The sequence below is a fragment of the Gordonia hydrophobica NBRC 16057 genome, assembly GCF_001592365.1.
GTDB classification, from domain to species: Bacteria; Actinomycetota; Actinomycetes; order Mycobacteriales; family Mycobacteriaceae; genus Gordonia; species Gordonia hydrophobica.
Genome location: NZ_BCWU01000002.1, coordinates 347,441 through 360,532 on the forward strand (window position 1 = coordinate 347,441; position 13,092 = coordinate 360,532).

The 13,092-nt window shown below is 67.5% G+C and carries 11 protein-coding genes; 4 read left to right on the forward strand and 7 right to left on the reverse strand.

Annotated elements, in window-relative coordinates; translation table 11 throughout:
* Positions 1 to 28 precede the first annotated feature (28 nt).
* Together GH2_RS05150 and GH2_RS05155 are read left to right on the forward strand one after the other, a co-directional pair.
* Complete coding sequence (locus GH2_RS05150) at positions 29 to 805, forward strand: class I SAM-dependent methyltransferase (RefSeq protein ID WP_066163892.1); 777 nt, start codon at positions 29 to 31, stop codon at positions 803 to 805.
* A 916-nt stretch (positions 806 to 1,721) separates the two neighbouring features.
* Positions 1,722 to 3,089, forward strand: a complete 1,368-nt coding sequence (locus GH2_RS05155; protein WP_066163895.1) for an HNH endonuclease signature motif containing protein — start codon at positions 1,722 to 1,724, stop codon at positions 3,087 to 3,089.
* 108 nt (positions 3,090 to 3,197) lie between these two features.
* Here the strand turns inward: GH2_RS05155 and GH2_RS05160 are convergent, their stop codons facing one another.
* The 7 genes from GH2_RS05160 to GH2_RS05190 form a co-directional block, all read right to left on the reverse strand.
* Complete coding sequence (locus GH2_RS05160; RefSeq protein ID WP_066164337.1) at positions 3,198 to 3,698, reverse strand: hypothetical protein; 501 nt, start codon at positions 3,696 to 3,698, stop codon at positions 3,198 to 3,200.
* 33 nt (positions 3,699 to 3,731) lie between these two features.
* The gene (locus GH2_RS05165) at positions 3,732 to 6,302 is read right to left on the reverse strand and encodes an ABC transporter permease (RefSeq protein ID WP_066163898.1); all 2,571 of its coding nucleotides are present in this window, start codon (positions 6,300 to 6,302) and stop codon (positions 3,732 to 3,734) included.
* Positions 6,303 to 6,320: 18 nt separating this feature from the next.
* Positions 6,321 to 7,151 (reverse strand): ABC transporter ATP-binding protein, encoded by an 831-nt coding sequence (locus GH2_RS05170; RefSeq protein WP_239588357.1) that lies wholly within the window; start codon positions 7,149 to 7,151, stop codon positions 6,321 to 6,323.
* 125 nt (positions 7,152 to 7,276) lie between these two features.
* Positions 7,277 to 9,109: a phosphoenolpyruvate carboxykinase (GTP) gene (locus GH2_RS05175; protein WP_066163901.1), complete on the reverse strand. Its 1,833-nt coding sequence runs from the start codon at positions 9,107 to 9,109 to the stop codon at positions 7,277 to 7,279.
* A gap of 116 nt (positions 9,110 to 9,225) precedes the next feature.
* Positions 9,226 to 9,519, reverse strand: coding sequence for a DUF6802 family protein (locus GH2_RS05180; RefSeq protein ID WP_157086010.1), 294 nt, complete (start codon positions 9,517 to 9,519; stop codon positions 9,226 to 9,228).
* Positions 9,520 to 9,618: 99 nt separating this feature from the next.
* On the reverse strand, positions 9,619 to 10,743 hold the full coding sequence (locus GH2_RS05185) for a hypothetical protein (protein ID WP_066163907.1): 1,125 nt from the start codon (positions 10,741 to 10,743) through the stop codon (positions 9,619 to 9,621).
* Positions 10,740 to 11,354: a hypothetical protein gene (locus GH2_RS05190; protein WP_244885308.1), complete on the reverse strand. Its 615-nt coding sequence runs from the start codon at positions 11,352 to 11,354 to the stop codon at positions 10,740 to 10,742. The genes GH2_RS05185 and GH2_RS05190 overlap by 4 nt, the downstream gene beginning before the upstream one ends.
* A gap of 296 nt (positions 11,355 to 11,650) precedes the next feature.
* Here GH2_RS05190 and trmB point away from each other — a divergent pair, with 296 nt between their 5' ends.
* The gene (trmB, locus tag GH2_RS05195; RefSeq protein ID WP_066163913.1) at positions 11,651 to 12,436 is read left to right on the forward strand and encodes a tRNA (guanosine(46)-N7)-methyltransferase TrmB; all 786 of its coding nucleotides are present in this window, start codon (positions 11,651 to 11,653) and stop codon (positions 12,434 to 12,436) included.
* Entirely contained in the window at positions 12,436 to 13,089 is a 654-nt protein-coding gene (locus tag GH2_RS05200) for an NYN domain-containing protein (protein ID WP_066163917.1), read from the forward strand. Before trmB ends, GH2_RS05200 begins: the two co-directional genes overlap by 1 nt.
* The last annotated feature ends 3 nt before the right edge of the window (positions 13,090 to 13,092 follow it).

Sequence of the window (13,092 nt, forward strand, 5' to 3'; positions counted from 1 at the left end):
TCGGCCCAGGATATGCGACGCTGACTCCATGCCGCTTCGCTCCCTGTCGTGGACCCAGACCCCCGCCCCCGAGTTCGCTCGGCACGCGACGCTGCAACGAGCCGTGCATCTGCTTCGCGAGTTCCGGTACGAGCAGCCCGAGCCCGCCCGCTTTTATTCGGCGCTCGCCGACGACACCGCGTTGATGGTCGCCGGCCTGCACCCGGAGCCGCTCGACGGCGCCGTCGTCCTGGATGTCGGCGGCGGCCCGGGATTCTTCGCGGATGCGTTCACCGCGCGCGGTGCGCGGTACCTGTCGGTGGAACCCGACGCCGGCGAGATGACGGCGGCCGGGATCGACCAGCGGACAGCCGTGCGCGCACAGGGCGAGCACCTGCCGTTTCGGACCGGCAGCGTGGACGTCTGCTACTCGTCGAACGTCGCCGAGCACACGCCGACTCCCTGGGCGATGGCCGACGAGATGGTGCGGGTGACGCGCCCCGGCGGCACCATCATCCTCAGTTACACCCTGTGGTGGGGTCCGTTCGGCGGCCATGAGATGGGTCTGACGCATTATGCGGGCGGTCACCGTGCGGCGCGGTGGTACACCCGCAAGCACGGGCGCCTGCCGAAGAACCTGTTCGGCGTCTCCCTGTTCCCCATCACCGCAGCGGCCGGCCTGCGGTGGGCACGGTCGACGACCGACGCCGAGTTGTCGACAGCCCTCCCGAGATATATCCCCAAATTCGCGTGGCCGGTTGTCCACATCCCGGTGATACGCGAGGTCGCCGCGACGAACCTGGTGCTAGTCCTTCGCAAATGCTGAGGTCAGCACCCATTTCCTAGGGGTTGTGAAGAGCCCTTGGATCCATCCACACTGTGGAAATCACATGTGTGTAATTCATGCACACTGTGGATGAAGTCTGTGGATAACTCCCCGCCGAGGCTCGAACATGTGGACGCAATATAGATCGTTCACGCCACTACGGATCGACACTGATTACTCACCTTAGTCGAAACTGTGTTCGCGTGATTGCGGCTTAGTGGGCACGAATCCGTCTCGCCGAGGCTTCTCGGCGGCCGCGTAGTGATGCTCAGAGCGCGTCGAAACTTTATGACTCGAACACTTGTTTTCTATACTTGTGATGTGTAGCATAGTCAGTACAGCTTCATTGGGAGGACTGGAAGGTCGTCTCGTGTTGTTTGAGAACTTCATAGCCGTCGCGCACAGGCGACACGGACTGCTTCCGTAGCAAGGGGCTTTAAGGGGTGGTCGGTGGGTGCGCACGGAAGCGGGACCGCCGTCGGCCGGGGTTCGGCCGGCAGGGGTTGTGCGGATCGACGCCGAATCGTCGCGGGTGGCCCTTGGGTTGGGGTCACTCCTCGGGTCGGCTCCTTGGGTTGGAGTCGCGTCTCGAGTTGGCTCCTTGGGTTGGGGTCGGGCGGTTCGGGTGATCCAGTGCCGGGCCTTCGGGCCGGCGGCCTGTCCTGCGACGTCGCCAGACCACCTCTGCCCTCCTCAGGTTTCGGGTGGGTCTGGCGGCGTGGGTGACTGCTTGCGTCGGATCGGTGTCGTGCGTGTTGTCCAACGTCAGCGGTTGCGTCTGCTCTCCTGCTCGGTGACCCCGTGCCGGAGACGATGCTCCGCTTCACATTTTCGAGTCGCGTTCGACAGAACGCACTCAGCCAGGATCGCGGCCGTTATCGGGTCGTGCTCGCCAAGGAAGGCAAGGGGATTTGTCATGGCTATTGTCGACGTCATCACTGAGTTCGCTGACGCGCTCATCGAAGCGCTCAGCCCACCCACCCTCGCTGCGCCCGGAGGGGAACTCGCGCGTTTATGCGAGAGTCCTTCGACGGTCGGTTTCGATGACGCCGTCATCGGACAGGCCATGGCGCAGTTGACTCGGGTGGTCAATCTCGCGGGGACGGCGATGTCGGGACTGACCGACGCCGCCGGACGCGCCGGCCTACCGGCTCGCAAACGCGTCAAAACCAGCACCGACCTCCTCAAGCAGTTAGGCATCACGCCCGCAGCCGCGCACCGATACGCGCGAACCGGGCACGCCGCACACGAAATGCCGGGCGTGATGGCGCACGCACGGACCGGCGGGATCCCGATCGAACAACTCGACGCCATCGGCAAAGGCATCGCCTTCGTCGATCGACGAGTGCCACTCGATCAGGACCGGCGTGCCGATCTGGCTCGACGGCTCTCCTGCCAGGTCACTCCGGCCGATGTGTCCCACCGCGCTCGCGAACTCGCTCTCGAATGGGCACCCGCTGTTGACGAAGCTGATCCGGATGCGGTGCCGGTCGCCGAAAACCCCGATCTCAACGAGATGACGTTGGTGACCGGAGACGATGGCCGAACGACCGGCACGCTTGATCTGGACGCGCTGGCCGGCGAAGAGCTCAATCAGGCGCTGGACCCGCTGTGTAAGCCGGTTCCGCAGCCGGACGGCTCGCGGGATCCGCGCTCGGCCAAGCAACGTCGATCCGATGCGTTCGCCCAGGTGATTCGCACTTACCTGAGTGGCAGGGAGCGGCCGACGGTGTCGGGCGGGGTTCTCCCGCACGTCACCATGATCGTCCGGACCCAATCCGGTGACAGCAAGAGCACACCAGATTCGGCACCCGAGGGCTCATCGCAGGTCGCGTCACTCGGCTTCACGGGCCCGATCTCCCCGACGACGGTCGGACTGGTTCTCTGCGAGGCAGCGATGCGGCGGGTGATCCTCGACCAAAACTCCGCACCACTCGACGTCGGCCGCGAACACCGCCTGGTCACCGCGGGCCTCCGCCGGGCACTGGAAGCCCGCGACCGAGGCTGCGCCTTCCCCGGCTGCGGGCGGCCGATCTCCTGGACCGACGCCCACCACTGCACGCCGTGGTCGGAGGGCGGAGACACCGCGATCGATAATTGCGTCCTGCTCTGCCGCATGCACCACACCGTGATTCACCAGACCGGCTGGGAAGTCTTCATCGGCCCGGATCGCCACCCCTGGTTCCGCCCACCAGCCGACCCGCACCACCCGGACCGCCGCCGCGAGCCGATTCGCTCAAACGCACGAAGGACCATGACCGCAGCACCAACAGCCGCCGCGTAACCCGGACGCAGGAAGCAGCGTGGGGCAACCCTTCACGCAACTCCCCACGCGGGCGCAACCCCTTCACGCCGCTCCCCACGCGGGCGTGACCATCCCGCGAGGCAAAACTCAGTGCGGCAGTTTCCCTGAGCAGCGCAGCGCACCACCGTGGCTGGTACTGGACGAGATCAGCGTCTCGCCTTGGAGGATGGTGCAGGTGACGGGACCGCGAACCACCATCGCAGTCATCTCCACTCGGCGGCCGGACACCGTCGTCGACGTCGACCACGGCGCGCCCGTCGCAGCAACCACCTCGCGTCCGTTCTCCGTCCGGAACGAGAGGCCGACCACGTCGCCCGAGCCGGTGAGCTGATAGGTCACCGAGCCCGGCTGCACCGTCGTGGTGGTCCGGGTCGGGCTCGGCACCGCCGATGTGCTCTGCTCGTCGGTCGTTGTCGGCGCCGACGTCGTCGTCGGGGTGGTCGACGTCGCGCTGGTGCTGGCTGCGGGTTCCCCGGAGGACTGCTGGCCGAACACCAGGAAGCCCACCAGCGCCAGCACCACCACCGCGAGCACCACCACCAGCGACAACAGCACGGTGCGACTGCGGCTCGACCCGGAACTACTCATGCCGATCACCGTATACCGGGCAGGTCGGCACCGTCATTCAGCCGTGATCGCTTCCAGCGGTCGCGTGCGTGCCGCAGTGACGGCAGGCCACAGCGCGGCGATGACGCCGACGACGGCCGCGCCGACCAGCGTTCCGCCGATCAACGCCCACGGGATGACGACGCCCTCCAGTCCCCAGTGCGCGAGCGTCCGAACCAGCGGGATGCCGATCGCCAACCCCAGCACCGTGCCGAGCAGTGCGCCGAAGACCGCGATGTACGTGGACTCCAGGTAGATGGTGCGACGCACCTGAGCGCGGCTGGTGCCGACGGCGCGGAGCATGCCGATCTCCTGCTCCCGTTCCACCACCGACAGTGCGAGCGTGTTGATGATGCCGAGGACCGCGATCACCAGCGACAGGCCCAGCAGGGCATACAGCGTGATCATCATCTGATCGATCTGCGACGAGATAGAGTTCTTGAACTGCGAGCGGTCCTGCACCTGCGCGGTGAGGAACTCCGCCGTCGCATCCTCGAGCTGCGTGCGCAGCTGATCGGCGTTGGCGCCCGACTTCGCGACCACGAGCACCGGCCCACTGATCCGCTTCATCACATCGGGCACCAGCTTCTCGTACGACTCCCAGCCGACCATCATCGACGCGATCGCTTCGTTCGCTGCGAAGATGCCGGTCACCCGGGTCTCGACGTTCTCTCCGTTGGTGCTGACGAACGTGACGTCCTGGCCCAACTTCCACCCGTTGTCGCGGGCCGACGTGTCGCTGACCAGGAGTCCGTCGCCGGGCAGTTGCTCCGTGCCCTCGAGCATCGTGATGGAGGCGACGTCGCCGATGGTGCCGCCGTACGGCGAGCTCAGGTAGACGTCCTTGCCGTCGTACTCGGCGGCGCCGTACGCCTGCGCGACCACCTTGTCCGCATCGGGCGCGTCGGTGACGTAGTCCGCGACCGACAGCGGCAGCGGCATGTTGTTGGTGCCGGTCACGACGAAGTCGGCGCGCAGACCGTTGTCGACGGCGGAGTCGACGGTCCCCTTGAACGACCACCCCAGCGTTCCGATGATCACCACCAGCATCAGGCCGAGGGTGAGCGCGAACGCAGTGGCCGCGGAACGCCGCGGGTTGCGGACCGCATTGGTCCGCGCCAGCTTGCCGACCGTGCCGAACGGCTTCTCGAAGAGCGCGCCGAACGCACCGACGACGGGCCGCGAGATCGCGGGCGCCGCCAGCACCACCGCGATGATCGCCAGGAGCGCACCAACACCGACGATCAGCGCCGGGCCGGTGCCCTCGCCGAGTCCGCCGATCACGAGCGCCACGATGCCGAGGACACCGATGACGGCACCGATCAACGTCCGGACCCGCAGCGAGCCCGCGCCGGGCTCCACCGTGCTCTCCCGCATCGCTTCGACCGGCGGGATCCGCGAGGCACGGCGCGCCGGAATCCAGGCGCTGAGCAGGGTGACGACCACGCCGACGAAGACCGCGGAGACGATGGCGCCGACGCCGACTTCGATGCCGTTGGACGGCACCCCCTGCGACTCGGTGAACGCGATCATCACCGCGGCGATGCCGATGCCGAGCGCCAACCCGAGAGCACCGCCGAGAATGCCGACGATGAGCGCTTCCAACAGCACGGACCGCGAGACGTTCTTCCGGCTGGCGCCGATGGCGCGCAGCAACGCCAGCTCGCGGTTTCGCTGCGCGACGATCATCGAGAAGGTGTTGTAGATGATGAACGTGCCGACCAGCAGGCCGATCGCTGCGAAGGCGAGCAGGATGGCACGGAAGATCGTCAGGAACTGGTTGATGCTCTCCTTCTGATCCTCACGGACCTGCTCGCCGGTGCGGACGTCGTACACCTTGTCCAGGTCGATCTGCTGGCCCTGTTGCTCGAGCAGCTTCGCGAGATGGGCGTGCACGGCGTCGCGCAATTGCGTGTCGGACACCCCGTCGCGGGCCGCGAGATCGACGGTGGCGACGTGCTTGCCGTCGGAGAAGAGCGTCGACGCACTCGCGCTGTCGAACAGGACACCGACGTAGCCGCCGGTCGACGACGGCATGTCGGTGATGCCGACGACCGTCACCTCCATCGGCTTCGACAGGCCGGCACCGACGACGAGCTTGGTCTTGCTGCCGACCTTCAGATCACCCTTCTCGGCGGCCTCCGAGTTCACGGCGATCTCGCCCGAACGCTGCGGCGCCCGCCCCTGGACGACCGTCGCCTGTTCACCGACCGCCTTGTCAGGGGCCGTGTAGCTTATGCCGACACTGGGCGCGCCGCCGGTCTGGATGGCGCGGCCCGACGCATCGGCCAGGGTCACCGAACCGGTGTTGCCGGTCGCCACCCGTGCAATTCCGAGCGACTGCTTGTTCTTCTCGAGGTCGTCGACCATCGAGTTCGGGATGCCCGAGGACTGCTGCCCGGTCGCACTGACCTCGACGGAGACCCCCTTGGCCACATTGTCGAAGATCGAGTTGAACGCGCTCGACACGGTCGAGGTGAAGATGACCGCACCGGCGACGAAGCTGGTGCCGAGCACCACCGAGAACACCGTGAGGACGAGCCGGAGCTTATGGGACGCAAGGCTTCTGAACGAAACCTTGCGCATCACATTCGATGCCATGTGTCAGTTCCCCTCGCCGAGACCGGTCTGCTGAGCAGCGGTGTCGGTCGGCGTCGGCGCCTGCGCATCGGTCTGCGCCGGATCGTCGAGATTGCGCATCACCTCGAAGACGTCGTCCGCCGTGGGACGCTGCAGTTCGCGGACGATCTTGCCGTCGGCCAGGAAGACCACGCGATCGGCGTACGACGCCGCACGCGGATCGTGGGTCACGATCACGACGGTCTGGTTGAACTCGTCCGTCGCCGCACGCAGGATGTCCAGCACCTCGCCGGACGAACGGGAGTCGAGGTTGCCGGTGGGCTCGTCGCCGAAGATGATGTCGGGGCGGCCGACGAGCGCACGCGCACAGGCGACGCGCTGCTGCTGTCCGCCGGAGAGTTCGCTCGGTCGGTGCGTCAGACGCTGGCGGATGCCGAGCCGGTCGACGACGGTGTCGAACCACTCGCGGTCCACGTCGCGGCCCGCGATGCCCTGCGGCAGCGTGATGTTCTCCTCGGCTGTCAGCGTCGGCACGAGGTTGAACGCCTGAAAGACGAACCCGATGCGGTCGCGCCGCAGCTTGGTCATCTCCTTGTCGCCGAGACCGTTCAGATTCACATCGCCGATCGCGACGGTCCCGTCGGTGACGGTGTCCAACCCCGCGAGGCAGTGCATCAGAGTAGATTTTCCCGAACCCGAGGGGCCCATGATGGCGGTGAACTCACCGCTGCGGAAGCCGATCGACACGCCGGCGAGAGCGTGCACGACGGTGTCGCCGCTGCCGTAGGTCTTGACCACGTTGTCCGCGCTCGCCGCGATCATCGCGTGCTTGCCTGCCGGTGCTGTCTGCGTCATGGCATCAACGGTGTCAGACGCGGGCCCGCCGTGCATCAGGGAGTCCCCGGAAAGTCATGTGAGATTGGTATGAAAAATGCGATCCGACCGGATCTACCGGTCGGATCGCATTCGTCGTGGTCACATCACGCGAGGCGCGTGCGCAGTTCCTCGAGCTGAGACGCCATCTCGGCGGGCAGCTTGCCCTTGCCGTCGTCGATGAAGTTGAACCATTCCTCGATGGTCGGCAACTCCTCGCGCCACTCGTCCTTGCTCACGGCGAGCGCCTCGGCCAGATCGGCGGTCGGCGTGTCCAGACCGGTCAGGTCCAGCTCGTCCGGAGCGGCGACGGTGCCGAAGGGGGTCTCGACGCCCTCCACGTTGCCCTCGATGCGGTCGACCATCCACTTCAGGACGCGGCTGTTCTCGCCGAATCCCGGCCACAGGAAGCGGCCGTCCTCGCCGCGGCGGAACCAGTTCACGTAGAACACGGCGGGCAGCTGTGCGCCCTCGGTGTTGCCGATGTCCAGCCAGTGCTGGATGTAGTCACCGACGTGGTAGCCCATGAACGGCAGCATCGCCATCGGGTCGCGGCGCACCGTGCCGACCGTGCCTTCGGCGGCGGCGGTCTGCTCGGAGCCGACGGTCGCGCCCATGAAGACGGCGTGCTCCCAGTCGCGAGCCTGCGTGACCAACGGGATGGTGGTCTTGCGGCGTCCACCGAACAGGATCGCCGAGATCGGCACGCCCTGCGGGTCGTCCCACTCAGCGGCGAGCGTCGGGCACTGCGACATCGGGGTGCAGTAGCGCGAGTTCGGGTGCGCGGCCTTGCCCTCGGACTCGGGGGTCCAGTCGTTGCCGTGCCAGTCGATCAGGTGTGCGGGCTTCGGGCCGTCGATGCCCTCCCACCAGATGTCGCCGTCGTCGGTGAGCGCGACGTTGGTGTAGATGGTGTTGCCCGCGTCGACGGTCTTCATGGCGGTCGGGTTGGAGTCGTAGCTGGTGCCCGGCGCGACGCCGAAGAAGCCGAACTCCGGGTTCACCGCGTACAGGCGGCCGTCCTCGCCGAACCGCATCCAGGCGATGTCGTCGCCGACGGTCTCGGCCTTCCAGCCGTCGAGGGTGGGCTCGATCATGGCGAGGTTGGTCTTACCGCAGGCCGACGGGAACGCCGCGGCCACGAAGTAGACCTTGTTCTCCGGGCTGGTGAGCTTGAGGATGAGCATGTGCTCGGCCATCCAGCCCTCGTCGTGGGCCATGGCCGACGCGATGCGCAGCGCGTAGCACTTCTTGCCGAGCAGCGCGTTGCCGCCGTAGCCCGAACCGTACGACCAGATCACCCGGTCCTCGGGGAAGTGGACGATGTACTTGTCGGGGTTGCACGGCCATGCAACGTCAGCCTGGCCGCCCTCGAGCGGTGCGCCGACCGAGTGCAGGCCCTGGACGAAGAAGCCCTCGTCGCCGAGCGCCTCGAGCACCTTCGGGCCGACGCGGGTCATGATCCGCATCGAGAGGACGACGTACGCGGAGTCGGTGATCTCGATGCCGAGCTTCGGATCGTCGGCGCCGAGCGGACCCATGCAGAACGGGATGACGTACATGGTGCGGCCGCGCATGCTGCCGCGGTACAGCTCGGTCATGGTCGCACGCATCTCGGCGGGCTCGACCCAGTTGTTGGTGGGTCCGGCCTGGTCCTCGGTGGCGCTGCAGATGAAGGTGCGCGACTCGACACGGGCGACGTCCGCGGGATCCGAGAGCGCCAGGTACGAGTTGGGCTTCTTCTCGTCGTTCAGCTTGGTGATGGTGCCGGCCTCGACGAGTTCCGCAGTGAGGCGGTCCCACTCCTCGTCGCTGCCGTCCGACCAGACCACCCGGTCAGGCTGCGTCAGTTCGGCAACCTCGGCCACCCAGGCGATCAGCCCGGCGTGATTGGTAGGGGCGCTTCCGGGCTCGATGCCCGGAATGGTCGCAGCGGTCATGCGGATCTCCTCATCGAAATTCACGGTGCCTGCGCGCAGTGGCTGTGCGAACGCATTCTGGCCACAGGATACGCCCGTTCTCTGCGGACGAAAGCCGGGGGCAGGACAGGGTCACCTCAGTCAACTCGCCCGAGCGTCGACGGATTCCATTGCTCACCGGTGTCCTCCAGGTCCCAGACCGCAACTCGCCCATCTGACCGCAGTACCGACATTCGGTCCACGCGCCCGTCGCCGTCCGAATCGGTGACAATGACGTTGGATCCATCGAGTTCGCTGGTCAACGAGTCGGCACGACCGTCGCCGTCGGCATCGAACTCGGCCGGGCCGAGGTCCCAGACAGCGCCGTCGCCGTACCACCAGAGATTGTCGTGAGAGTCGACACCAGCATCGCCCGATGTGTCACCGGTCACCGCCCAGACGGGATCGTCACCGGCGCCTCCGAGCGGCGCAATGAGACCATCTTCACTCTGCGGCGTCGGTTCAGACGTGAAATCATCCATCGCTTCTCGTCAAACGCGCGTCGGACGCGTTCGGTTCCAAATCTCTCGGCTGACGTGTGCTTCAGTGGCCCCCGCGTGGGCACCGATCCACTGCTCGATCGCGGCGCGCCGGGCGCCGATCAGTTCGACGGCCCACCGCTCGGTTCGCGCCCGTTCGGTGGCCGCTCGTCGAACCGACACCACCCACAGCGCCATCAGCGTGCCCGCGACCACACTCAGCACGGTACCGCCGATTCCCAAACCGGCCCAGGCGAGTGTCGGCGCGATCACCATCCGGCCGACGCCGAATCCCATCGAGGCTCCGAGCAGCAACATGACCGCGTCTTCGGGGCCCGCAGCCCGTCGCGGCGGACCGCCCGGAGCCGCAGTCGCTCCGCTGAGATCCAACGGGTGCAGACCGGCTCCCTCCCCCTCCAGTCCGCCGGTGGCCGCCGCCCGCACCTGCGCCAGTCGGTCCAGGAACAACCCCCGCGACCGCTGCTCCACCGCGTCCAGGACATGGGTCAACCAGTCGGCGAAACCGTCGGCGGCGCACACCTCGGGAATCCGCCCGTGCACGTCGGCGAGCGCAGCCCTGGTCGACGACGCAGCTTCGGCGCGGGCGGCGACGATGCCCGCACGGAGTCCGGCCATCCGGTCGGCGCGCACCACGGCGGACGCTTCGAGTTGCGACTCCGAGTCCTCAGTTCCCGCCGGGACCGCCCGGGTCGGCACCTGGTTCCGGTCCGGCTCGGCCGAACACCACGCCGCGAGTTCGGGAATTCCCGACGCACAGTCGGGCTCGGCGACCAGGGCGACCGCGGTCGCGAACACCGGCAGGCGATGGTCGGGATCGAGTCGCGCGCGTGAAGCGGCCAGTGTCCTCGGCCAGCAACTGAACGCATCGACGCCGCAGCCGACGAGCGCGGTCGGCGTCTCCGTCTCCGCGAAGGCATCGAGGAAGACGTCCTCCTCGTGGTCGGCGGGCATCGACGAATCGAGCGCGATGACGGCGACGTCCGCCGACTCGGCGTGCCGACGCGCCGCGGCCGCGGTTCCGACGACCACCGTCTCGCCGTCCCACCCGCAGTCGTGCAGCGCCCGGGCCAGCAACTCTGGTTCGGCTCCGGCGGTCCCAGCGATCACCAGCGTCATCGCACCGATTCCGCGATCAACCGGCGTTCGGCGGCCGCCCGGTTCGGTCCCCGCGCGGCGAGCAGCCGCAGCGCGGACAGTCGTCGTACGCGCCGCCCCTGCGCGATGCGGTCGGCGGCACCGGTGATCGGCGCGATCAGGGCATCGATGCCGCTCAGCGTGCGCAGCATCGTCGTCAGGTCGTCGGCAGTCGCCGTCGGCATCGTTGCAAGGTGGCCGAAGACCGCGGTCAGGCCCGCCCGACCGAGGAGCGCCATCATGCGGGCGCGCTCGCGCTGGGAGCAGTCCCCATCGCTGAACGCGGCGGCAGCCGTCGGCACGGTGACGCCCGACTGCTCCCATCCGCGCAACAGCACTACATCGTCCGGGGTGAGGTGCGCTGCGGCGAGCAGTCCCGACACCGGCAGCACCGGCCGACCCAGGTCCCTGGCCGCCGTGTCCGCCAACGACAGCATCCGCGTCCGGGCGTCGGACTTCCCCGCCACCACGATCACCGGGATCGACGCACCGTCGATCGCCACCCGGTCCCGCGCTCTGGCCTGCGCGCCGATGACCCGAATATGCAGATCCGGCACAGGATCGCCCTCGCGGCCGCCGCCGTCGATCGCCACGACTCCGAACCGCGCCGTCAGCGCGGCCGTCAGTGTTGTGCACCCCGCTCCCCGGAGCCCCGAGACCTGCAGCACCAGTGGCTGAGCTCGCGACTGCGCGACCGCCGTCCCTGCCGCACCATGCACTGTTCGTCTGGACTGTTCCACCCCGTCGACCTCCCCCAAGGCGATTGTTGTGAAACGACCCTACCGCTCAGTTCCGACATAGTTCGCCAGACGCGGAAATCCGGTTCTCGAACACACCCGAAAGGCGAGTCCATTGTGATCGAGTAGGGAAAATAGGACACCATGGAGAGGTGAATACCGACGCCGCCGAGGGATCGGCGCCCGATACCGACCGTTCTCGGCTCTATCCGCGGGTCACCAGTTTCCGCTTTCGCCGCGGCAGTCTGACCCCCGGACAGCAGCGGAATTGGGCGAATCTGTGGCCGCAGTTGGGGCGCGATCTCCGGACCGGCCCCGACCGGACCGACGAACCCGCCTTGGACGCCGTCGCCTGGTTCGGCCGCGAGGCGCCGCTGATCATCGAGGTCGGCAGCGGCACCGGTATCTCCACAGCCGCCATGGCCGAAGCCGAACCGGAGACCGACGTCGTCGCCGTCGAGGTGTATCAGCCGGGCCTGGCCCAGCTCATCGGGCTCGTCGACCGCGCAGGCCTGACCAATGTGCGCATGATTCGCGGCGACGCCACGGTGGTCCTGTCCGAACTGGTGGCACCGGACTCCCTTACCGGCGTCCGCGTCTTCTTCCCCGACCCGTGGCCCAAGTCGCGGCACCACAAGCGGCGCTTCCTGCAGTCCGGCACCATCGAGTTGATCGCCGATCGACTCAAGCCCGGCGGCGTGCTGCACATCGCGACCGACCACGCCGAGTACGCCCTGTGGATCGCCGAGCTGATGGCGACCCAGAATCCCGCGCGTCCGCACGTCGTCCCGCTGACCTTCGATTCGCCGATCCTGCTGGAGCGGCCGACGACCAAATTCGAGGGACGCGCACAGACCGAGGGCCGCGAGGTCAATGAGTTCGTCTACGTGAAGCCGCTCCCGAAGGCGACGCGCACGACCGGCAGCGAGGATCAGTGATGTCACCGGAGTTCTCCGAGTCGATCACCGGCGCGAGCACGACGCCGCGCATGCTGCTGGTGTGGGATGCACCGAACATGGACATGGGCCTGGGCGGCATCCTCGGCGGCCGGCCGACGGCGGCGCATCGGCCGCGCTTCGACGCCCTCGGCCGCTGGATCCTCAAACGCACCGCAGCGCTGGGCGCCGCACTGCACACCGAGGTGGAGCCCGAGGCCACGGTCTTCACCAACATCGTTCCGGGCAGCGCCGACGTCGTGCGGCCCTGGGTCGAAGCCCTCCGCAATGTCGGTTACTCGGTCTTCGCCAAACCTAAGCTCACCGACGACAGCGATGTCGATTCCGACATGCTCGATCACATTCAGGTACGGCGTCACACTCCCGGTTTGGCGGGTGTCATCGTTGCATCGGCAGATGGGCAGGCCTTCCGTGAACCGCTGCTGGAGTTGGCCGCGGCCGGTGTCGCGGTTACCGTCATCGGCTTCCGCGAACATGCTAGCTGGGCGCTGACCTGCGAAGAGTTCGAGTTCATCGACCTCGAGGAGATCCCCGGTGTCTTCCGGGAACCGCTGCCGCGCATCAGCCTGGACTCGCTGCCCGACGAGGGCGCGTGGCTCACGCCGTTCCGACCGCTCAGCGCATTGCTGAAGTAGCTC